Source organism: Streptomyces sp. NBC_00203, assembly GCF_045206325.1.
GTDB lineage: Bacteria > Actinomycetota > Actinomycetes > Streptomycetales > Streptomycetaceae > Streptomyces > Streptomyces lutosisoli.
The window spans coordinates 2,954,102-2,975,026 of record NZ_CP108126.1; the positions used below are offsets into that span (position 1 = coordinate 2,954,102).

17 protein-coding genes are annotated in these 20,925 nt (G+C 70.2%); 12 read left to right on the forward strand and 5 right to left on the reverse strand.

Annotated features, from left to right (window positions below; genetic code table 11):
• Window positions 1–14 precede the first annotated feature (14 nt).
• Window positions 15–1,397, reverse strand: coding sequence for an alpha-amylase family protein (locus OG975_RS13520; RefSeq protein WP_406329342.1), 1,383 nt, complete (start codon window positions 1,395–1,397; stop codon window positions 15–17).
• A gap of 219 nt (window positions 1,398–1,616) precedes the next feature.
• Here OG975_RS13520 and OG975_RS13525 point away from each other — a divergent pair, with 219 nt between their 5' ends.
• The gene (locus OG975_RS13525; protein ID WP_406329343.1) at window positions 1,617–2,369 is read left to right on the forward strand and encodes a BTAD domain-containing putative transcriptional regulator; all 753 of its coding nucleotides are present in this window, start codon (window positions 1,617–1,619) and stop codon (window positions 2,367–2,369) included.
• A 60-nt stretch (window positions 2,370–2,429) separates the two neighbouring features.
• Here OG975_RS13525 and OG975_RS13530 read toward each other — a convergent pair whose 3' ends face one another.
• On the reverse strand, window positions 2,430–2,636 hold the full coding sequence (locus OG975_RS13530; RefSeq protein WP_406329344.1) for a hypothetical protein: 207 nt from the start codon (window positions 2,634–2,636) through the stop codon (window positions 2,430–2,432).
• Window positions 2,637–2,802: 166 nt separating this feature from the next.
• Here OG975_RS13530 and OG975_RS13535 point away from each other — a divergent pair, with 166 nt between their 5' ends.
• The 10 genes from OG975_RS13535 to OG975_RS13580 all read left to right on the forward strand — a co-directional run bounded on the left by OG975_RS13535 (window position 2,803) and on the right by OG975_RS13580 (window position 13,508).
• On the forward strand, window positions 2,803–3,321 hold the full coding sequence (locus OG975_RS13535) for a MauE/DoxX family redox-associated membrane protein (protein ID WP_406329345.1): 519 nt from the start codon (window positions 2,803–2,805) through the stop codon (window positions 3,319–3,321).
• A gap of 10 nt (window positions 3,322–3,331) precedes the next feature.
• Complete coding sequence (locus tag OG975_RS13540; protein ID WP_406329346.1) at window positions 3,332–3,868, forward strand: hypothetical protein; 537 nt, start codon at window positions 3,332–3,334, stop codon at window positions 3,866–3,868.
• A gap of 89 nt (window positions 3,869–3,957) precedes the next feature.
• Window positions 3,958–5,712, forward strand: a complete 1,755-nt coding sequence (locus tag OG975_RS13545) for an ABC transporter ATP-binding protein (RefSeq protein ID WP_406329347.1) — start codon at window positions 3,958–3,960, stop codon at window positions 5,710–5,712.
• Window positions 5,709–6,167 carry a S26 family signal peptidase gene (locus OG975_RS13550; protein WP_406329348.1) on the forward strand — a complete coding sequence of 153 codons (459 nt, stop codon included), beginning with the start codon at window positions 5,709–5,711 and terminating at the stop codon, window positions 6,165–6,167. The genes OG975_RS13545 and OG975_RS13550 overlap by 4 nt, the downstream gene beginning before the upstream one ends.
• A gap of 168 nt (window positions 6,168–6,335) precedes the next feature.
• Complete coding sequence (locus OG975_RS13555; protein WP_406329349.1) at window positions 6,336–7,625, forward strand: extracellular solute-binding protein; 1,290 nt, start codon at window positions 6,336–6,338, stop codon at window positions 7,623–7,625.
• Between the two features lie 192 nt (window positions 7,626–7,817).
• Window positions 7,818–8,816, forward strand: coding sequence for a carbohydrate ABC transporter permease (locus tag OG975_RS13560; RefSeq protein WP_406329350.1), 999 nt, complete (start codon window positions 7,818–7,820; stop codon window positions 8,814–8,816).
• Window positions 8,817–8,828: 12 nt separating this feature from the next.
• The gene (locus OG975_RS13565) at window positions 8,829–9,749 is read left to right on the forward strand and encodes a sugar ABC transporter permease (protein ID WP_406329351.1); all 921 of its coding nucleotides are present in this window, start codon (window positions 8,829–8,831) and stop codon (window positions 9,747–9,749) included.
• Between the two features lie 78 nt (window positions 9,750–9,827).
• On the forward strand, window positions 9,828–11,477 hold the full coding sequence (locus OG975_RS13570; protein ID WP_406329352.1) for a glycoside hydrolase family 13 protein: 1,650 nt from the start codon (window positions 9,828–9,830) through the stop codon (window positions 11,475–11,477).
• Window positions 11,478–11,502: 25 nt separating this feature from the next.
• Window positions 11,503–12,537, forward strand: a complete 1,035-nt coding sequence (locus tag OG975_RS13575) for a LacI family DNA-binding transcriptional regulator (protein WP_406329353.1) — start codon at window positions 11,503–11,505, stop codon at window positions 12,535–12,537.
• A gap of 110 nt (window positions 12,538–12,647) precedes the next feature.
• Window positions 12,648–13,508 (forward strand): phosphatase PAP2 family protein, encoded by an 861-nt coding sequence (locus OG975_RS13580; protein WP_406329354.1) that lies wholly within the window; start codon window positions 12,648–12,650, stop codon window positions 13,506–13,508.
• 87 nt (window positions 13,509–13,595) lie between these two features.
• Here OG975_RS13580 and OG975_RS13585 read toward each other — a convergent pair whose 3' ends face one another.
• Both OG975_RS13585 and OG975_RS13590 read right to left on the reverse strand, forming a co-directional pair.
• On the reverse strand, window positions 13,596–15,176 hold the full coding sequence (locus OG975_RS13585; protein WP_406329355.1) for an amidohydrolase: 1,581 nt from the start codon (window positions 15,174–15,176) through the stop codon (window positions 13,596–13,598).
• Window positions 15,177–15,193: 17 nt separating this feature from the next.
• On the reverse strand, window positions 15,194–16,654 hold the full coding sequence (locus tag OG975_RS13590; protein ID WP_406329356.1) for an APC family permease: 1,461 nt from the start codon (window positions 16,652–16,654) through the stop codon (window positions 15,194–15,196).
• A gap of 168 nt (window positions 16,655–16,822) precedes the next feature.
• Here OG975_RS13590 and OG975_RS13595 point away from each other — a divergent pair, with 168 nt between their 5' ends.
• Complete coding sequence (locus OG975_RS13595) at window positions 16,823–17,428, forward strand: TetR/AcrR family transcriptional regulator C-terminal domain-containing protein (protein WP_381261931.1); 606 nt, start codon at window positions 16,823–16,825, stop codon at window positions 17,426–17,428.
• A gap of 363 nt (window positions 17,429–17,791) precedes the next feature.
• Here the strand turns inward: OG975_RS13595 and OG975_RS13600 are convergent, their stop codons facing one another.
• A complete protein-coding gene (locus OG975_RS13600) occupies window positions 17,792–20,788 on the reverse strand; it encodes a bifunctional [glutamine synthetase] adenylyltransferase/[glutamine synthetase]-adenylyl-L-tyrosine phosphorylase (RefSeq protein WP_406329357.1) in 2,997 nt (998 codons plus the stop codon).
• Window positions 20,789–20,925 lie beyond the last annotated feature (137 nt).

The window sequence follows — 20,925 nt, forward strand, 5'->3', positions numbered from 1 at the left end:
CCGGTGATCCCGGCTCAGCAGCTCGACTTCCCGGCGTAGATCGCCAGCGCCGTGTTGGAGCCCAAGGTGGCGGTGAACTGCCCACTGGAGTTCACCGTCACCGTGGTGCTGTTCTGGACGTTGCAGTACGTCCCCGCCGCCAGCGAGGTGTCGTACGTCCGGGTCAGCGTGCTCGATTCGTGGTTGATGGCCACGTAGCCCTTGCTGCCCCGGCCGAAGGCGATCGCGTCGTTGCCGTCGTCCCACCAGTTGGTGAGGGACTGGCCCCTCGTCGCGTTGCGGAAGGCGACCATGGACTTGATCTCCGGCCAGGCGTGCTGACACTTCCAGCCGTCCTGCCAGCAGGCGTTGACCGTACCGCCGTTGGGCGGTCCGGCGTCCGTGTCGGACCACTCGTAGCCGGAGTTGATGTCCGGGGCGCCGTAGGGGTAGGCCAGCATGAAGACGTTGGCGAGGGTGTAGTTCGCCCCGTCCTTGTAATTGAGGGTGGAGCCGTTGCGCTCGGTGTCGTGGTTGTCGACGAAGACACCCGCGACCGAGCTGCTCATGTACCCCCAGCCCTCGCCGTAGTTCTTCAGATAGGCGAGGTTCTCGTTGTTGAAGACGCGCTTGAGGTCATAGGCGTACCGGAACTCCTGGACGTCGCCGTTGCCCGTGTACTCCGTGGGCTGGACGGCCTCGCCCGAGCCGTAGATGACCTCCTGCTTCCAGTACACGGAGGAGTTGCTCAGGCGGGACTTGATGTTCGCCAGGTCCGTCGCCGGTATGTGCTTGGCCGCGTCGATGCGGAAGCCGTCGACGCCGTAGCCGAGCAGGGTGTTGAGGTAGCCGGCGATCGTGGCGCGGACGTACTCCTCGCCGGTGTCCAGGTCGGCGAGCCCGACCAGTTCGCAGTTCTGTACGTTGGCGCGGTTCGTGTAGTCGCTGACCGTGGACGTGCAGTCGTCCATGTCGTACGACGAGTACAGCCCCGGGTAGTTGTACTTCGTGTACGTCGAGCCGCCGGTGCCGGTGCCGCTGCCCGCCGACATGTGGTTGATCACCGAGTCCACGACGACCTTCACGCCCGCCGCGTGACACGTGCTGACCATGTTCTGGAAGGCCGTTGCGTCACCGAGCCTGCCCGCGATCTTGTAGCTGACGGGCTGGTACGACGTCCACCACTGCGAGCCCTGTATGTGCTCGGCGGGCGGCGAGACCTGGACGTAGCCGTAGCCGGCCGGGCCGAGGGTGTTGGTGCACTCCTTGGCGACCGAGGCGAAGTTCCACTCGAAGAGGACGGCGGTGACGTCCTTGGTGCCGGGCGGGGACGCCTCGGCCACGCCGGTGGGAACGGTCAGCGAGACCGCCATGCCCGCCGCGAGGGCGACCGTGGCGGCCAGAGTCTTTCTGGCCATGTGTGCTCCTGCACTTCGTTGTGCGGGTGGGGGGAATCACGGATGCGCCGGGCGGTCGTACGGCCTGAAACCTTTGCACGCTCAACGAGCCCGGTGTTGCGGGAACGTATACCGCGTCATCAGATTTCAGCAAGATGTCGTAAGAACTTCCAACGACTCTCTTGACGCGGCCCGTTCGCCCGTCACACGCTCCACATCATCACCCTGAGGGGGACTCTGTTGACGACGGGATTCCATCTGCTCGGACGGGTACGGCTGCACGACGGAGCGACCGGCATCAGAGGGGTCAAGCCGAGGGCGCTGCTGGTGACCTTGCTGCTGCAGCCCGGCCGCACCGTTTCTCTCGACTCGCTGCAGGAGGTCCTGTGGGACGGCGAACCGCCGCGGTCGGCGGTCGCCAACATCCGGACGCACGTCAGCGCGTTGCGTGCCGCGCTGGCCGACGCCGGTCAACTGGCCGGCCACGACGGGGGCTACACCCTGAACACGCCCGACGGCTCCTGCGACCACCTGCGTTTCCTCGACGCCTCGGCGGCGGGCCGGACCGCGCTCCTCACCGGCGACGCGGACCGGGCGACCCGGCTGCTCGGCTCCGCGCTCACCCTGTGGGACGGTGACCGCGCGGCGGTCGGCATACCGCGGCACGGTCCGCTGGTCGGCGCGCTGGGGCATCTCGACGAGGAGCGGATGCGGGTCGTGGAGGACCTGGCCGAGGCGCATCTGCGGCTGAGCGAACCGCGGGCCGCGTTACGCGACCTGACCGGTCTGCTGGCCACGGAGCCGCTGCGCGGCCGGAGCTGGGCGCTGCGGATGCGGGCGCATCACCGGCTCGGGGAGCTGGGCGAGGTGTCTGAGGCGTACCGGACCGCGTCGGCGGTGTACCGGACGGAGCTGGGCATCGCACCGGATCGTGGACTACGGCTGCTGTACGAGGAGTTGACCGGGGGCACGGCCCCGAGCCCGACGGCGTGACGCCCCGCCCCCGAGTACGGGGCGGGGCGTCGTACTGCACCCGGCTGGATCTGTCGGTCGTCAGGAGCTGCAGCAGTTGCCGGTGTTGGTCCAGCTCGTGCAGGCTCCGGTGCTGTCCCAGCACTGGCGGGTGTACTTGGCCTTGTAGGCCGGATAGGTGGTACAGGCGTTGGCGCACTTGGTGTCGGTCCACCAGGTGGCGTCCGCCTCGACCCTGGGCGCGAGCCTGTTCACGACGGCGTCCGCGAGCCGCTGAAGCTGCCGCACGGCGTTCTCCTTTCCCCATCGGCCGCCCGTCGCGGCCGAATTGCCGAGGACATTACGGGGGGCTCATACAGAGGTCGTTTCGAAGCGCGTGTATGTCCTCTGTATATCCGGCGCTTAGGCTTCCCGGTCGTTCGCCGGAAATCCGTTCACTAAAAGGGGGAACGCGATGGTGTACACGGCGGTGGTGTGCCGTGTGTTCGTCGGGGTCGTTTTCGCCGCGTCGGCGTCCGGGAAACTGCGCGGGCGGAAGGCTTTCGGGGAGTTCGCGGCGGGTCTTGGCGCGATGCGGGTCATGCCCGGCGGGTGGGTGCGGCCGGCGGCCGCGGCGGTGGCCGGCACGGAGGCGGCGGTGGCGGTGCTGCTCGCGGTGCCCGCCGTGACCGCGGCCGGGATGGGGCTCGCCGTGCTGCTGCTCGCGGTGTTCACCGGGGCGATCGCCCTGGTCCTGAGGCGGGGTACGCAGGCATCCTGCCCGTGTTTCGGCGCTGCGGCGACTCCCTTCGGGGTACGCCATCTCGCCCGCAACGGGGTGCTCGTCGCCGTGGCGGTGACGGGTCTCGCCACGACGGGGCCGGGCTCCGTGGCGGCGGGCGGTGTGCTCCTTGCCGTGCTGACCGGCGCGGTCGCGGCGAGCCTGGTGGTCCGTCTCGACGATGTCATCGACCTTTTCGCGCTGCAGAGTTAGGAGAGTTTCCATGTCGGTTCTCGCCGCCGCCGTGATATTCGCGATCGCCCTGGGTCTGCTGAATCTGACGCTGTCGTACGGCGTGATCCGCAGACTCCGGTCGGAAAAGCGGAGTACGCCTGCCGCGCCCTTTCCGGTGACGGATGCGGACAGTGTCGGGACGGCTCTGGAGGAATTCCATATACGGACGGAAGACGGCCGGGAGATTTCCGACCGCACGCTGACGGAGGGCACGGTGGCCGCGTTCTTCGCGCCGGGCTGCGGCCCCTGCGCGGAGCTGCTGCCGCACTTCGTCGAGACCCTCGCCCGCAGCCGTCGGCCGTCCGAGGAGGTCCTCGCGGTCGTCGTCCCCGGCAATGAGGGCTCCGAGGAGTACGCGGACCTGCTGTCCGCGGTGGCCACGGTGGTGACCGGGGACCAGGCCCGCACGGTCGAGGCGGCCTTCGGCGTGAACGCGTATCCGGTGGTGTGCCGGGTGGGCGCGATGGGTGAACTGACCGCACTGGCACGGGATTTGCGGGAGCTTGCGCTGCCGGTGGCGGTATGAGGCGGCGGAGGGCGGCGGGCCGCGGCAGTCGGGCAAGCGGGCCCGAAGCAGCGGACTCCGGCCGCCGGGCGAGCAAGCGAGCGGCCGCCGTGCGGGCCGTGCTCGGGCTGGCCCTGCGGGCCGCGCCGCTCCCGCTGCTGGGGATCGTGCTGGCCGCGCTGCTCACGGCGGCGCTGCCCGTCGCGGCCGCCTGGCTGACCCGCGAGGTGCTGGACCGGCTGGCCGGCGCGCACCGGGCGGCCCCGGCCGTGGGGGTTCCGGCGGCGTTGCTGGCCGCCGTCGGGGTGGGCGCCGCCGTACTGCCCCATGTCGACCGGCTGCTGTGCGGTGAACTCGGCCGCCGGGTGGGCCTATTGGCGCAGGACCGGCTCTATGCCCGGGTCAACTCCTTCGCCGGGCTGGCCCGTTTCGAGAACCCGGCCGAGCTGGACCGGCTGCGGCTGGCGGAGCAGTGCGGGCAGGACACTCCGGTGCAGGTGGTGGGCGCGGCGGTGGCGCTGGCGCAGTCGGCGGTCACCGTCGCGGGGTTCGTGGCGTCGCTGTGGCTGCTCGGCCCGTGGCTCGCGGTGGCCGTGCTGCTCGGCGCGCTGCCCGCGCTGGCCGCCGAGCTGCGGCTCGCCCGCGCCTGGTCCGAGGCCACGCTGCACACCACGCCGCTGGAGCGCCGGGAGTCCTTCTACGCGCATCTGCTGGGCAGTGTGCAGGCGGCGAAGGAGATCCGGCTGTTCGGCACCGGCGGTCATCTGCGCGAGCGGATGCGGCGGGACCGTACGGCCATCAACGCCACCCGCCGCCGTATGGAACTGCGGACCGCCGCCGCGCAGGGGCTGCCGGCGGCCGTGTCGGCGGGCATCGCGGCCGGCAGCCTGGTGTGGGGCGTGCACGCCGCCGCGCACGGGACGCTGACCGTCGGCGACCTGGCCGTGCTGACCTCGGCGATCGCCGCGGTACAGGGCGGTCTGACCGGCATCGCGGCCTCGGCGGCCGTGGCCCACCAGCATCTGCTGCTCTTCGCCCACTACCTCGACGTGACCACGGCACCCCCGGACCTGCCGGCGCTCGGCCCGGCCCGCCCGGCCGGGGCGCTGAGCCGCGGCATCGAACTGCGCGACGTCTGGTTCCGCTACTCCGAGCAGCACGACTGGGTGCTGCGCGGGGTGAGCCTGACCATCCCGTACGGCGGCACGCTCGCCCTGGTCGGCGACAACGGCGCGGGCAAGAGCACGCTGGTCAAGCTGCTGTGCCGGTTCTACGACCCGACGCGTGGCAGCGTCCTGTGGGACGGCACCGACATCCGGCAGTTCGACCCGGCGGAACTCCGTCGCCGTATCGGAGCGGTGTTCCAGGACTTCGTGCGGTACGACATGACGGCCGCCGAGAACATCGCGCTCGGGCAGCTCGACAACGCCGGCCGGGTCGCCGAGGCCGCCCGGGCCGCGGGTGTCCACGGCACGCTGGCCGCGCTCCCCCGCGGCTACGACACGCAGCTGACCCGTGCCTTCGGCGAGGAGGACGGCGTCGAGCTGTCCGGCGGGCAGTGGCAGCGGGTCGCCCTGGCACGTGCCTTCCTGCGCGACGACCCCGATCTGCTGATCCTCGACGAGCCGACGTCGGGCCTCGACCCGGAGGCCGAGCACGAGGTCCACGAGGCGATCCGGCGCCACCGCCGGGGCCGTACCAGCCTGCTGATCTCGCACCGGCTCGGCAGCGCGCGCGAGGCCGACCTGATCGTGGTCCTGCAAGGCGGCGTGGTCGCCGAGCGGGGCGGGCACGCGGAGCTGCTCGCGGCGGACGGCCGGTACGCGGGGCTCTTCCGCCGCCAGGCCGCGGGGTACGTACGGTGATCGTCGCCCTCTGCGCGCTCGCCGCGGCCGGCGCGGTGCTCTACGTCCGCCGCCGCACGCTGGTGATCACGGTGAAGGGCGTCAGCATGCGGCCCACGCTGTCCGCCGGGGACGTCCTGATCGGCCGGCGGGTACGGGCACGGCGGCTGCGCTCCGGGCAGATCGTCGTGGTCGAGAAGCCGAACCCGGGCGAGGACTGGAAGAGCTGGTCGTGGCCCGAGCGCTCCCGGCATCTGATGATCAAGCGGCTGGCCGCCCTCCCCGGCGAGCCCGTCCCGGCCGCCGTGCGGGGCCGCCTCGGCACCGGCGCCGTACCGCCCGGCGCGGTGGTCGTGCTCGGCGACAACCTCGCGGAGAGCGTGGACTCACGGGAGATCGGTTACTTCCCCCTGGAACGGGTGGTCGGCGTCGCCCTGCGTACCTACACGCGCGGTCCGCGGGACATCGGCCGGTAACGGGAACGTCACGCTTGCAGGTTCTTGCAGAAACTTCCTTGCAACGCCTTTCGCAAGGACTTGCAGCGCTGTTACTTTCCTCCAGCGCCCGGGCGGCCGTCGATTGGGACAGACGGCACCCGCGGTCTCCCAAGGGATGATCCGGGCAACCCTCTTCTAGGAGCTCATATGCGACGTGGCATATCGATCGCCGCCGCGGTGACTGTCATCGCGCTGACCGCGACCGCCTGCGGTGGTTCCGACGACAATTCGTCGAGCAAGCCGAAGGCCGCCAAGGACATTTCCGGGACGATCACGTACTGGGACACTTCGGACGCGGCGACCGAGGCTCCGACGTACAAGGCCCTGATCAAGCAGTTCGAGGCCAAGTACCCGAAGATCAAGGTGAACTACCAGAGCATCCCGTTCACCGACGTCGAGCAGAAGTTCAAGTCCGCCGCGAAGAGCGGCAAGGGCGCGCCGGACGTCGTGCGCACCGACGTGGGCCTGATCCCGGAGTACGCCTCGCTCGGTTACATCGCCCCGCTCGACGGCACCACCGCGCTGAAGGACACCTCGGACTTCAACACGACGCCGATGAACACCACCAAGTACAACGGCAAGACGTACGGCGTCCCGTCCGTCACCGACACCCTGGGCCTGCTCTACAACAAGGAGCTGCTCAAGAAGGCCGGCATCGACACGCCGCCCACCACGTGGGACGACTTCATCGCCGACTCCAAGACCATCAAGAAGAAGACCGGGGCGTACGGCACCTACCTCAACCCCGACTCCTACTTCCTGCTCCCGCTGCTCTACAGCAACGGCGCGGACATGGCCGACACGTCGTCCAAGAAGATCACCATCAGTGACGACGCCGCTGTCACCGCGCTGACCACGGCGAAGAAGATCCAGGACGAGGCGTCGATGAAGGTCGACTTCGCGAACGCCTACCAGAACATGCAGACGGCCTTCAAGAACGGCAAGGTCGCCATGCTGGTCCAGGGCCCCTGGTCGGTCAGTGACGACCTGACGGGCAAGGTGTTCAAGGGCAACGAGGACAACCTCGGCTACGCGGCCGTCCCGGCCGGTGCGGGCGGCAAGGCCCAGGCCCCGACCGGCGGTCACGACCTGACGGTCTACCAGGGCTCCAAGAACCTGGACGCGAGCTACCTGTTCACGCAGTTCATGACGTCGACCGAGAGCCAGGTCACGATCGCCAAGGCCACGGGCACGCTGCCGACCCGCAAGTCGGCCTACACGTCCGAGGTGACGTCGAACGCCAAGATCGCCGGCTTCAAGCCGATCCTGGAGCAGACCGCCCGCCCGCGCGTCGCACTCCCGCAGGTCGGCTCGCTCTTCACCCCGCTCGCGCAGAACTACGTGAAGATCCTCCAGGGCAGCGAGTCGGTCAAGGACGGCCTCGACAAGACCGCCACGGAGTTCCAGAAGCTCCTGCCCGGCTACTCCATCGGCTGACACAGCACCCAGTAGCCAACCGGTAACCGAAGAACACGCAGCCCCGGGGAACGAACACCCCGCTGCCGCCCCGAAGGGGCTCCCCGGGGCTGCGGAACCACCGGTTCGACCAGATCCACCCGATCCACCGGGCCGGTCAGGCCCCCCGGCCCCGGGATCCACCAGACTTCCGCCGCGAAAGAGCCGATGAGGATGACGACCGCAGCGAGCACCGAGAACACCGATCAGCCAGCGCCCGGCAAGAACGCCGCGCGCCCCCCACGCGTTTCGGCGCTCAGGCGGTCCTGGGACAAGTACTGGTACGCCTGGGCCATGGTGACCCCGGTCGCCATCGTCCTGGCCGTCCTCGTCCTGTATCCGCTCGGTTACGGCTTCTACCAGTCGCTGACCGACGCCAACGAGTCGAACGTCTCCGCGACCATCGGCGCCTTCCACCGCCCGGCCACGTACAAGTTCGTCGGCCTGGACAACTACTGGCACGTACTGTCCGGCGCGGACAGCGACTTCTACCCGCGCCTGTGGTGGACGATCACCTGGACCGTGGTCGGCGTGTCACTGATGGTCGGCCTCGGCATGGGCCTCGCGGTGCTGCTCAACCGCAAGATGCGCCTGCGCGGCTTCTACCGCGCGCTGCTGATCCTGCCCTGGGCCGTCCCGTCGTTCATCAGCGTCTTCGCCTGGCGGCTGATGCTCAACTCGCAGTACGGCGTCTTCAACGAGATCATCACGGCGTTCGGCCTGCCGGCCCAGGACTGGCTCGGCACCCCGCTCGCCCAGAAGGTCGCCGTGATCATGGTGAACGTCTGGGTCGGCATCCCCTTCAACATGGTCGCGATCCTCGGCGGACTCCAGTCCATCCCCAAGGAGCTGTACGAGGCCTCCGAGATGGACGGCGCCTCCCCCTGGCAGCGGTTCGTGAACGTCACCCTGCCGGGTCTGCGTCCGGTGACCAACACGATCATCCTGCTGGGCTGCATCTGGACGTTCAACATGTTCAACATCATCTATCTGCTGCTGGGCAACAACACGAGCGGCGACGCCGACATCCTTGTCACCTTCGCCTTCCGCAAGGCGTTCACCGGTGTCTCGGACTACGCGGGCGCGGCGACGTACGGGATCATCATCCTCGCCCTCCTGCTGGCCTTCTCGACCTTCTACCGCCGCAACACCCTGAAGTCCGAGCAGGCGTAAGGAGCCATCGCCATGACCGCAGCAACCCACGAGAACTCCTCCGCCGCCGCGGCCGCTCCGACGGCCGCCCGCCGCTCGGACACCGCCGCCCCGCGCAAGGTGCGCGGCCGCGAACACCGCAGTCTGGGCTCCTCGATCGCCCTGCACGGCACCCTGATCGTGGCCACGGTGATCGCGGCCTTCCCGGTGGTGTGGATCCTCTTCATCTCACTCGGCCCGAAGAACGCCTGGCAGGAGCCGGGCCAGGTGCTGAAGAACCTCAGCTTCCACAACTACAGTGACGTGCTGAGTCATTCGGATCTGCCGAAGTGGTTCCTGAACACGGTGATCGTGGCGGGCGGCACCACCGCACTCGGCGTATTCCTTGCGGCAACCGCCGGTTACGCGGTGTCCCGGATGAGGTTCCCGGGCAGCAGGCAGCTGATGTGGACGTTCCTGGTCACTCAGATGTTCCCCAGTATCGTGCTGATCGTGCCGCTCTATCTCCTTATGTCCAATCTGGATCTGCTGGACAACTACCTCGGCCTGATCCTGGCGTACGCGACGACGGCGGTGCCGTTCTGCGCCTGGATGATGAAGGGGTACTTCGACACGATCCCCAAGGAGATAGACGAGGCGGGCCGAGTCGACGGCCTCACGCCGTTCGGCACGTTCTGGCGGCTGATCGTGCCGCTGGCCAGGCCCGGTCTCGCCGTGACCGCGTTCTACAGCTTCCTCACCGCCTGGGGCGAGGTCGCGTACGCCACGCAGTTCATGCAGTCCGACCACTACACGCTCGCCGTCGGCATCCGCACCTTCGCGCAGGACCAGCGCCCCGACTGGGCGTGGACCTCGGCCACGGCGATCATCATCACCATTCCGGCGACCCTCGTCTTCCTGCTGGTGCAGCGCAGCCTGGTCTCCGGGCTGACGGCCGGCGGCACCAAGGCATGACAGCGCCCTGAAGCCCCGTCGGCATCCCCGTACTTCGCAAGCGCCTCCGTCGTTCCCCCCGCACCCCTAAGGGAATCCATGACCCAGCACGTCACCGACGCACTCCCCACCGACGCCTCCTCCGCCGCCTCCGGGCGCCGGGAGTGGTGGCGCGACGCGGTCATCTACCAGGTCTATCCGCGCAGTTTCGCCGACGGCAACGGCGACGGCATGGGCGATCTGGCCGGCGTCCGGGCCCGGCTTCCCTATCTGAAGGAACTCGGCGTCGACGCGGTGTGGCTGTCCCCGTTCTACGCCTCCCCACAGGCGGACGCGGGCTACGACGTCGCCGACTACCGTGCCGTCGACCCGATGTTCGGAAATCTGACGGACGCCGACGACCTGGTCCGCGCCGCGCACGCGCTCGGGCTGCGGGTGATCGTCGACCTGGTGCCCAACCACTGCTCGGACCACCACGAGTGGTTCAAGCAGGCGCTGCGCGAGGGCCCCGGCTCGCCGATCCGGGAGCGCTTCCACTTCCGGCGCGGCAAGGGCGCGAACGGTGAACTGCCGCCCAACGACTGGGAGTCCATCTTCGGCGGCCCGGCCTGGACCCGGGTCGAGGACGGCGAGTGGTACCTCCACCTGTTCGCGCCCGAGCAGCCCGACTTCAACTGGGACCACCCGGCCGTCCACGACGAGTTCCGCTCCATCCTGCGCTTCTGGCTGGACCTGGGCATCGACGGCTTCCGCATCGATGTGGCGCACGGCCTGGTGAAGGCGGCGGGTCTGCCCGACATCGGCCACGACGAGCAGGTCAAGCTGCTCGGCACCGAGGCCGTGCCGTACTTCGACCAGGACGGCGTGCACGAGATCTACCGCAGCTGGCGGCGCATCCTCGAGGAGTACGCCGGTGAGCGCATCGCCGTCGCCGAGGCGTGGACGCCGACCGTCGAGCGCAGCGCCCTGTATCTGCGCCCGGACGAGCTGCACCAGGCCTTCAACTTCACCTATCTCACCACCGGTTGGAACGCGGCGGACCTGCGCGAGGTCATCGACCGCTCGCTCAGCGCCATGAACGCCGTGCACGCGCCCGCCACCTGGGTGCTCTCCAACCATGACGTGGTACGGCACTCCACGCGTCTCGCGGAAGGGGACGAGGCGCGTGGTCTGCGCCGGGCCAGGGCGGCGACCCTGCTCATGCTGGCGCTGCCCGGCTCGGCGTATCTCTACCAGGGCGAGGAGCTCGGCCTGCCCGAGGTGGTCGATCTGCCCGACGAGGTCCGCCAGGACCCGGCGTTCTTCCGCAGCGCGGGCCAGGACGGCACCCGCGACGGCTGCCGGGTGCCGCTGCCGTGGTCCGGCGAGGTCGCGCCGTTCGGCTTCGGCCCGGTCGAGGGCGGCCCGAGCTGGCTGCCGCAGCCGGCCTCCTGGAAGAACCTCACGGTCGAGGCGCAGGAGGGCGACCCCACCTCGACGCTGGAGTTCTACCGCAGCGCGCTCGCGGTGCGCCGCGACCACCCGGCGCTCGGCGCGGGCCGCCAGATCACCTGGCTGCCGGCCCCGGAGGGTGTGCTGGCCTTCCGCCGGGACACAGAAGAAGGCTCCATCATCTGCACGGTGAACCTCACCGCGACCCCGATCCCCCTCCCCACCCCCGGCACGCTGCTGCTCGCCAGCGCGGACGTCGAGCCGGGCGCCGAAACGACCGAACTGCCCGCAGATTCAACGGTCTGGTGGGCAGTCTGAGATGCGACCGGTACAGTCCAATCCTGTGACCACACGGCTTGCCGACATCGCAGCCCAAGCGGGGGTCAGCGAGGCGACTGTCAGCCGCGTCCTGAACGGGAAGCCGGGCGTCGCCGCGACCACCCGCCAGTCCGTGCTGGCCGCGCTCGATGTGCTGGGCTACGAGCGCCCGGTGCGGCTGCGGCAGCGCAGCGAGGGCCTGGTGGGCCTGATAACGCCGGAGCTGGAGAACCCCATATTCCCGGCGCTCGCGCAGGTCATCGGTCAGGCGCTGACCCGGCAGGGCTATACGCCGGTCCTGGCGACCCAGACGCCGGGCGGCTCCACCGAGGACGAGTTGACGGAGATGCTGGTGGACCGGGGGGTCGCCGGGATCATCTTCGTCTCCGGTCTGCACGCCGACACCTCCGCGGACATGCAGCGCTACGAGCAGTTGCGCGCCCAGGGCGTCCCGTTCGTCCTGGTGGACGGCTTCTCGCCCAAGGTGCAGGCGCCGTTCATCTCGCCGGACGACCGCGCCGCGATGGCCCTGGCGGTCACGCACCTCGTCTCGCTCGGGCACACCAAGATCGGTCTCGCTCTGGGCCCCAAGCGCTTCGTTCCGGTCCAGCGCAAGATCGAGGGCTTCGTCCGCACGGTGCAGGAGCAGTTGGGCCTGGCCCCCGCCGACATCGAGGAGCGACTGGTCCAGCACTCGCTGTACACGCTGGAGGGCGGTCAGGCCGCGGCGAGCGCGCTCATGGACCGTGACTGCACGGCGATCGTCTGCGCCAGCGACATGATGGCTCTCGGCGCGATAAGGGCGGCGCGCCAGCGCGGCCTGGAGGTCCCGAAGGACATATCGGTCGTCGGTTTCGACGACTCGCCTCTCATCGCCTTCACCGACCCACCGCTCACGACGATCCGCAAGCCGGTGCCGGCCATGGGACAGGCGGCGGTACGGACGTTGCTGGAGGAGATCGGCGGGACGCCCGCTCCGCACAGTGAGTTCGTGTTCATGCCGGAGCTGGTGGTGCGCGGTTCGACCGCTTCTGCCCCTGGGGACCGGAATCGTCCCTAGGGAGGAGGAGGTACGGCACCCGTTGGACTCCTCTCGGTGTAGAACGTGCGACCAGGACCCGACCAAGGGATGATCGGTCGGAGAAGGCTTTTCTGGCAGACTCTGTGCCTATGGGTGAGACGACCGTGACGACACTGGAAGGCCGGGAGCAGGCCGCTCCACAGCCCGTCGCGGAGGAGAATGCGGGGAAGACCTTCCTGCGTCGTTTGCGGACCCCGCGTCGCCCCCGCTTCTGGTTCGAGATCCTGCTCATCGCGGTGAGTTACTGGACGTATTCGCTGATCCGGAACGCAGTGCCGGAGCAGAAGCACGAGGCCCTGCGCAACGCGGACTGGATCTGGCGGACGGAACACCACCTCGGGATCGCCGTCGAGGAGTCGGTCAACCACGCCGTGAACTCGGTGACATGGCTGATCATCGGGATGAACTACTACTACGCGACGCTGCACTTCGTGGTGACGCTGGGTGTCCTGGTGTGGCTGTACCACAGCCATCCCGGCCGTTACGCGGCCACCCGGCTCGCCCTCTTCGCCACCACGGCGGTTGCCCTGGTCGGCTACTACTTCTTCCCGCTCGCGCCGCCCCGCCTGATGAGCGGCGGCGACTTCGTCGACACGGTCATGGTCCACCACACCTGGGGTTCCATGGCCTCCGGCGACCTGAAGCACATGTCCAACCAGTACGCCGCGATGCCCTCCATGCACATCGGCTGGTCCCTGTGGTGCGGCCTGACGATCTTCGCCCTGGCGTCGGCGCCGTGGGCCAGGATCCTCGGCCTGCTCTACCCGACGGCCACCCTGCTCGTGATCGTCGCCACGGCAAACCACTTCTGGCTGGACGCGGTGGGCGGCATGCTGTGCCTGGCCTTCGGCTTCTCGGTGGCCCGCGTTTGGTACGGGTCCCTGCCGTACGCGCTGCCGCGCCGGGTACCGGGGACGGGCGCGCCGGCGCTGCTGCCGGCGAAGGCCTGAGCGAGGGCCGTCCCGTTCGCGGAGCGATGGCCGGCCGACGTACGCGAGGAGGGGCCGCACCGGGCAGGTGCGACCCCTCTAGTCCGTTCAGCAATCAACCATTCCGCGATACGCGACGTACCCGCCGGTCACGGTGAGGCGTACGGGAGCCTCCGCGACCTCGTCCGCGGGGGCAGCCACCGGGTCCAGGCCGAAGGCCGTGAGGTCGGCCCGGAACCCGGGAGCGATACGCCCGGCCACCCCGGCCTCCCCCGCGGCCAGCGCCGCGTGCGTGGTGCAGCCCTCCAGTGCCTGGAGCCCCGTAAGGCCGCCCCTCGCAGAGGCGGCTCCCAGCGGCGCCCGCGCCGTCGCCAGCACGCCGCGCACGTCGTAGTGGGCGATCGGCCAGTCCGAGCCGAGCGCGACCACCGCACCGGCGTCCCGCAGATCCCGCGTACGCCAGGCGCGACCCGCCCGCTCGGGCCCCAGCCGCCGCGACCACTCGTCGCCGTGGTCGCCCCGCGTGTACGCGGTGTGCGGCGGCTGCATGGACGCGATGACCCCGAGCTCGGCGAAACGCGACAGCGTGCCGTCCGGGGCGGTCTCCACATGCTCGATCCGGTGAGCGAACCGACCCCCCGCCCCGAGCCCCTCCACCGTGTCGAGAACGTGCCGCACGGCCGCGTCGCCGATCGCGTGCGTGGCCGTACGGACCCCGGCCGCGTGCAGCTGCCGTACGGCGGCGGTGTACGCGGCGGGGTCGGGCCAGAACGCCTCCGTGCCCTGGCCGTGGCAGTCGGCGTGCTCCAGCCAGGCCGTGCCGCCCTCCACGGTCCCGTCCATGAAGAACTTGACCCCGCCGACCCTCCAGTGCCGCCCCCGGCGCTCCTGGAGCGCCACGAGCTCGTCCAGGGTCTCCCGGTCCGCGCCCGGCATGCACCAGGGCGAGAACCGCAGCCGCAGCGGCAGCACGGTCTCCTCGGCGACGGCACCGACCAGCTCCGGATCCCCCAGGTCCATCACATGCGCCCCGGTCAGCCCGGTCGCGGCCATCGCGGAGAGCAGCTCGACGAGCCGGGCCCGCCGCTCCTCGTACGAGGGCCGGGGCATGACCTCGGCGACCAGCTCCATCGCGGCATGCTCGACGAGATGCCCGGTGGGCCGCCCGTCACCGTCGCAGACGACTTCGGACCGCTGGACGAAGGACCGCGGCCCGGTCACCCCCGCGAGAGCGAGCGCGGCCTCACTCACCAGGGCGGAGTGACCGTCGTACAGCCGCAGAAAGGCGGGCGCGCCCCCGAGCACGTCCTCGACGAGGGCCCGGTGCACGGGCCGCCCGCCGAAGACGTTGTGGTCGAGCCCGAACCCGATGACCCACCCGTCGATACGGGAGGCGTCCCGGAGCGCCCCGCGCAGCCCGTCCAGATCCCGCACCCCGGACAGATCGGCCCCGGTGGCCATGTCCAGCCCCCACACGGGGTGACTGTGCGCGTCCACGAGCCCCGGGACGAGGTGCGCGCCCGCCAGGGACAGGACCTCGGTCCCCGGCCCGCGCCAGTCCCGTACGTCGGTCTCGTCACCGACCGCCGCGATCACCCCGTCGCGTACGGCGACCGCGGTGGCGTGCGGCCGGTCGGGGTCGAGGGTGCGGACCTTGGCGCCGGTGAGGATCAGCTCGGCGGTGGACATCGATGCAACTCCCTTTCTTACTGTGTGACTTCGGCAGGCTCGGCCGCGAAGTTCTCGTACACCTGCGGCCGTTCGCGGCGCAGCCACCAGGCGAGGCCGAGGCCGATGACGAAGACGGCGGGCGACAGGACGATCAGGACGGTGTTCACCGCCGGGGACGCGCCGGTGAACAGGTCGATGTGTGCCACGACCAGCACTATGGCCGTCGCGAGCAGCACGGTCGCAGCGACGGGAGCGACGACCGTCCGCAGCGCACCCTCCTCATGACGGATCCGCCGGAAGTAGCACGGCACGGCGATCGCGGCGAGGAGCTGGAGCACGAACAGGCCGATCATTCCCGGGGTGTTGACCCACAGCAGCAGCTGCCCGTAGGGGTCGGCGCCGGCCGCCCAGAAGCCGAGGACGACGACCGCGCCGAGCACGGTCTGGACGATCCCGGCGACGTACGGGGATCGGTGCTTCGGATGAATACGGCCCAACGCCTTGGGCAGGACGCCCTCTTCGGCGAGTGCGAGCCCGTACCGGTTGATGGCGTTGTGGAAGGCGAGCAGCGAGGCGAGGACGCTGGTGATGATGAAGACGTGCATCAGGTCGGAGGCCCAGCCGCCGACGTACGTCGTGATGGCGGAGAAGAAGAGCCCGCCGGGGTCGGTGGCCGCGGCCTTGACGACCTCCGCGTTCCCGAAGGCCTGGATGACCACCCAGACGACGAACGCGTAGAAGAGCCCGAGGAATCCGACGGCGAGGTACGTCGCACGCGGCACCGTGCGCTCGGGATCCCGCGCCTCCCGCCGGTAGATGACGGTGGACTCGAACCCGGTGAACGCGGCGAAGGCGAAGGCGAGCACGACCGCCGTCCCGGGGACGAACACGTTGCCGGGGGCGAAGGACGCGCCCGACAGCCCGTGCGCACCGCCCTTGACCAGCACTCCGCCCGCGAGCAGCACGAGTATCCCGGTCTCGGCGACGAGCAGGACGCCGAGCAGTTTCGCACCGAAGTCGATCGACCGGTAGCCGCCGTAACCGATGACGATCAGCCCGGCCAGGGACACCGGAAGCCAGGGAATGTCGGTCCCGAAGAGGGCCCGCACGGTGTCCTTGCTGGCGCTGCCCAGCAGACCGTAGACGCCGATCTCCATGCCGTTGTAGCCGATGAGGGCGAGCAGCGCGGCACCGATACCGACGGGCCGCCCGAGGCCGCGGGTGATGTACGCGTAGAAGGCACCCCCACTGCGGACATGCCGGCTCATGGTCGTGAACCCGACGGCGAAGACGGCGAGCGTGATCCCGGCCAGCAGATAGCCGACCGGCGCGCCGATCCCGCCGAGCAGGATCGCGAGCGGGGCGACACCCGCCATGACGGTCAGCGGAGCGGCGGCCGAGACGACGAAGAAGGCGATGTCGGCGGTGCCGAGGGAACCGGAGCGGAGGGTCGCCGCGGGGGTCGGCGTTCTCTCCTCGGAGGTGGTGACGGGCATGCGAGGGAAGCCCTTCTGGCGGGGACGGGGAGAAGTCCGGGGCGTGCGGGGCACCCCGGGATTCCGGCGCCGAGGGGGCTGCCGGGCTCGTAAACCTAAAGGCTTTCGGTTTCCGCAATGTAACCTCCCGTTTGGGCATCCGGGAAGACCTCAGGGAGAGCACAGATCATGGGACGGCCGCGCACACCACTCCTCGACCGCGAGCGCATCGCCACGACGGCACTCGAACTGATCGATGAGCGGGGCGAGTTCAGCGTGCCGCAGATCGCCAAGCGGCTCGGCGTGCAGACCGGCTCGGTGTACCACCATGTGGACGGCAGGGACGGCATCGTGGAACTTCTCCGCGAACGGGTCGCCTCGGCGATCGACACGGGAACCCTCTCCCTGGCCCCCTGGGACACGGCTCTGGCCGCCTGGGCCCGCTCCTACCGCGCGGCCTTCGCGGCGCACCCCAAGGTGATCCCGCTCCTCACCACATCACCCGTACGAGCGCCCCGCGTCCTGGAGCAGTACGAGCGCGCGGTCACCCTCCTCCTGGACGCCGGCTTCGCCCTGCCCGATGTGATGCCGGTGATCATCGCCCTGGAGAACCTGGTCCTCGGCTCGGCCCTGGACCTCGCGGCTCCCGAGGCGATGTGGGAACTCCCGGACGACACGACGACCCCACGGCTGGCTGCCGCCCTGGATGCGGTGGGGGCGGGGCGGGCGGACCGGGCGTTCGACCTGGCCCTGGAGGGATTCCTGGCCCACGCGCGGGCCTTGCAGGCGGCGTAAGAGCACTTTCTCGCCCCCGCCGCCCCTACCCGTCCCATCCCGTTCCTGGGGGCTGCGCCCCCCAGACCCCCCTAAAGATTGCGCCGTTCCCCGCGCCCCTGAAAGTCGTCTGCGGGACGGTGGGGGCTGGGCGCGCAGTTCCCCGCGCCCCTAAAAGCACGACCCCGCACCCGGCGACGCACAGGACCCCCCATCCTCACCCGGTACGGCGGCGCAGTCGGCGACGCAGCGAAGGGGCCGTGTCGGTACGTCCAGCCCGTCGCTTACGGGGTTATGGGCAAGTTCATGCTGTGGCAGCTGGCAGTAATGCCCACCGGCGACGGGCTGGACGTACCGGCACGGCCCCGACCCACAACGAACCGCTCACGCCCCGTAGAACAGCACCTCCACCACGGCCCGAGCCCGCCGTGTAGTCCGCCGGTAGTCATCGAGCATGTCCCCCACATGCCCGGGCCCGTACCCCAAATACCGCCCCACCGCAGCAAGTTCACGCCCGTCCGACGGAAACGTATCCCCGGCCCGCCCCCGCACCAGCATCACCGCGTTGCGCACCCGCGTAGCCAGCACCCACGCCTCGTCCAGCGTCGCCGCGTCCTCCCCGGACAACAGCCCCGCGGCACACGCGGCCGCCAGCCCCTCCCGCGTACGCGTCGTACGCAACCCCGGCTCCGCCCAGCCATGCCGCAGTTGCAGCAGTTGCACGGTCCACTCCACGTCGGACAGCCCGCCCCGCCCCAGCTTGGTGTGCAGCGTGGGATCCGCGCCGCGAGGCATCCGCTCCGACTCCATGCGGGCCTTCAGCCGCCGGATCTCCCGCACCGCGTCCTCGCCCAGCCCCTCGGCCGGATACCGCAACGGATCGATGAGCTCGATGAACCGGTCCCCCAAGTCGGTGTCCCCCGCCACGACTTCGGCACGCAACAGCGCCTGCGACTCCCACACCAACGACCAGCGCCGGTAGTACGCCTCGTACGAGTTCAGCGTCCGTACGAGCGGCCCCGACTTCCCCTCGGGCCGCAGATCGGCGTCGATCAGCAGCGGCGGATCCGCGCTGGGAATCTGCAGCAGCCGCCGCATCTCGGCGACAACGGTATGCGCGGCCCGGGACGCCTCCTGCTCCTCCACGCCCTCCCGGGGCTCATGCACGAACAGCACATCCGCGTCGGACCCGTATCCGAGCTCGTGCCCCCCGAACCGCCCCATGCCGATGACGGCGAACCGCGTGGGCAGCGTGTCCCCCCACCCGTCGCGCACCACGGCCCGCAGCGTCCCCGCCAGCGTCGCCGCCGTAAGGTCGGAGACGGCTCCCCCGACCAGATCGACGAGCGCGCCCTGGTCGGCGACGGCCGGTGTCTCCTCGGTGCCGTACGAGGCGACGATGTCCGTCGCGGCCGTACGGAACAGCTCACGCCGCCGCACCCCACGTGCGGCGGTGACGGCCTGCTCACCCCCGGTGGCGCGCCCCACGGCCGCGAGGATCTCCTGCTCCAGGTGGGCGCGGGACCGCGGTTCGAGTCCGCCCCCGTCTCCGTCGCCGAGGAGCGCGACCGCTTCCGGCGCGCGCATCAGCAGGTCGGGGGCGAGCCGCCCGGCGGACAGCACCCGGGCGAGATTCTCGGCGGCGGCACCTTCGTCCCTCAACAGCCGCAGATACCAAGGGGTCTTGCCCAGCGCGTCGGAGACCTTGCGGAAGTTCAGCAGCCCGGCGTCGGGTTCGGCGGAGTCGGCGAACCAGCCCAACAGCACGGGCAGCAGCGTCCGTTGGATGGCCGCCTTGCGCGTGACCCCGGACGCCAGCGCCTCCAGATGCCGCAGTGCGGCGGCCGGATCGGCGTATCCGAGCGCGACCAGCCGCTCCCGCGCCGCGTCGGGGCTCAACCTGCTCTCGCCCGGGGCGAGTTGGGCTACGGCGTCGAGCAGTGGACGGTAGAAGAGCTTCTCGTGCAGCCGCCGCACCACGGCCGCGTGCCGCTTCCACTCGCGGTTCAGCTCGGCGACCGGGTCGGACCGCAGCCCGAGCGACCGCCCGATACGCCGCTGATCGGCCTCGTCCTCCGGTACGAGATGGGTGCGCCGCAGCCGGTACAGCTGGATCCGGTGCTCCATGGACCGCAGAAAGCGGTACGCGTCGTCGAGTTGCAGGGCATCGTCACGCCCCACATACCCGCCGGCGGCCAGCGCTTTGAGCGCGTCCAGCGTCGTACCGCTCCGCAGCGACGTGTCGGCCCGCCCGTGCACCAACTGCAGTAGCTGCACGGCGAATTCGACATCTCTCAGTCCCCCCGGACCGAGCTTCAGCTCACGCTCGATCTGGGCGGCGGGAATGTTCTCGACGACCCTGCGCCGCATCTTCTGCACATCGGCGACGAAGTTCTCCCGCTCGGCGGCATGCCACACCAGGGGCGCCAGCGTGGCCACGTACTCCTCTCCCAGTTCGAGGTCCCCGGCCACGGGCCGCGCCTTGAGCAGCGCCTGGAACTCCCAGGTCTTGGCCCACCGCTGGTAGTAGGCGAGATGGCTGCTGAGCGTGCGCACCAACGGCCCGTTGCGCCCTTCGGGCCGCAGATTCGCGTCAACGGGCCAGATGCTGCCCTCGACGGTCGTCTCGGAGCAGATCCGCATCATGTGCGAGGCGAGCCGGGTGGCGGCCTGGAGGGCCTTGCGCTCATCGGCCCCGTCGACGGCCTCCCCCACGAAGATGACATCGACATCGGAGACGTAATTGAGCTCGTGTCCCCCGCACTTGCCCATCGCGATGACCGCGAGCCGGCACAACGCGGCGTCCTCGGGCGCGGCGGCCCGGGCGATGGCGAGCGCGGCGCGCAGGGTCGCGGTGGCGAGGTCGGCGAGTTCGGCGGCGGTCTGCGCGAGGTCGGTGGTGCCGCACACGTCGCGCGCGGCGATGGACAGCAGGCAGCGCCGGTAGGCGACGCGCAGCGAGACCGGGTCGGTCGCCTCGGCGAGCCCCCGCTCGAACTCCTGTACCCCGGGATGCAGGTCCTGCGGCTCGTAGGTGACGAGCGCCTGCCAGTCGCGCGGGTGCCGGGCGAGATGGTCGGCGAGCGCGGCGGAGGCGCCGAGGACGCCGAGCAGCCGGTCCCGCAGCGGCTTGGCGGCGATCAGCGTGTCGAGCAGCTCCCGCTGGGCCGTGTGACCGTCCTGCACCTCGACGAGCCGGACGAGTCCGTGCAGCGCCAGATCAGGGTCGGCGGTGGCACCCAGCGCGTCCAGGAGCACCGGATCGGACCGTATCGGCGCCAGCTCGTCGCCCGCCAGGAGCCGCTCGGCCGCCGAGGGATCGGTGAAGCCGTGCCGCAGCAGCCGCGTGAAGGTACTGCTTCTGCGCCCCGGCGCCGTCATCCCCGGCCTCCTGTCGGATCAAGGTCGTACAACCGGTCCAATGTCGTACAAGTAATACAACCGGTCCGATCAAGGTCGTGCGAGCTTGAGCCTAACCCCGGTCCGCGTGGTGGCGCCCCGCGCCGCTGTCGGCTTCT

Bases quoted from the DNA above. Each gene is read 5' to 3' on its own strand.
- OG975_RS13520 (WP_406329342.1), bottom strand. From the start codon at position 1,397: ATGGCCAGAAAGACTCTGGCCGCCACGGTCGCCCTCGCGGCGGGCATG.
- OG975_RS13535 (WP_406329345.1), top strand. From the start codon at position 2,803: ATGGTGTACACGGCGGTGGTGTGCCGTGTGTTCGTCGGGGTCGTTTTC.
- OG975_RS13540 (WP_406329346.1), top strand. From the start codon at position 3,332: ATGTCGGTTCTCGCCGCCGCCGTGATATTCGCGATCGCCCTGGGTCTG.
- OG975_RS13555 (WP_406329349.1), top strand. From the start codon at position 6,336: ATGCGACGTGGCATATCGATCGCCGCCGCGGTGACTGTCATCGCGCTG.
- OG975_RS13560 (WP_406329350.1), top strand. From the start codon at position 7,818: ATGACGACCGCAGCGAGCACCGAGAACACCGATCAGCCAGCGCCCGGC.
- OG975_RS13565 (WP_406329351.1), top strand. From the start codon at position 8,829: ATGACCGCAGCAACCCACGAGAACTCCTCCGCCGCCGCGGCCGCTCCG.
- OG975_RS13570 (WP_406329352.1), top strand. From the start codon at position 9,828: ATGACCCAGCACGTCACCGACGCACTCCCCACCGACGCCTCCTCCGCC.
- OG975_RS13580 (WP_406329354.1), top strand. From the start codon at position 12,648: ATGGGTGAGACGACCGTGACGACACTGGAAGGCCGGGAGCAGGCCGCT.
- OG975_RS13585 (WP_406329355.1), bottom strand. From the start codon at position 15,176: ATGTCCACCGCCGAGCTGATCCTCACCGGCGCCAAGGTCCGCACCCTC.
- OG975_RS13590 (WP_406329356.1), bottom strand. From the start codon at position 16,654: ATGCCCGTCACCACCTCCGAGGAGAGAACGCCGACCCCCGCGGCGACC.
- OG975_RS13595 (WP_381261931.1), top strand. From the start codon at position 16,823: ATGGGACGGCCGCGCACACCACTCCTCGACCGCGAGCGCATCGCCACG.
- OG975_RS13600 (WP_406329357.1), bottom strand. From the start codon at position 20,788: ATGACGGCGCCGGGGCGCAGAAGCAGTACCTTCACGCGGCTGCTGCGG.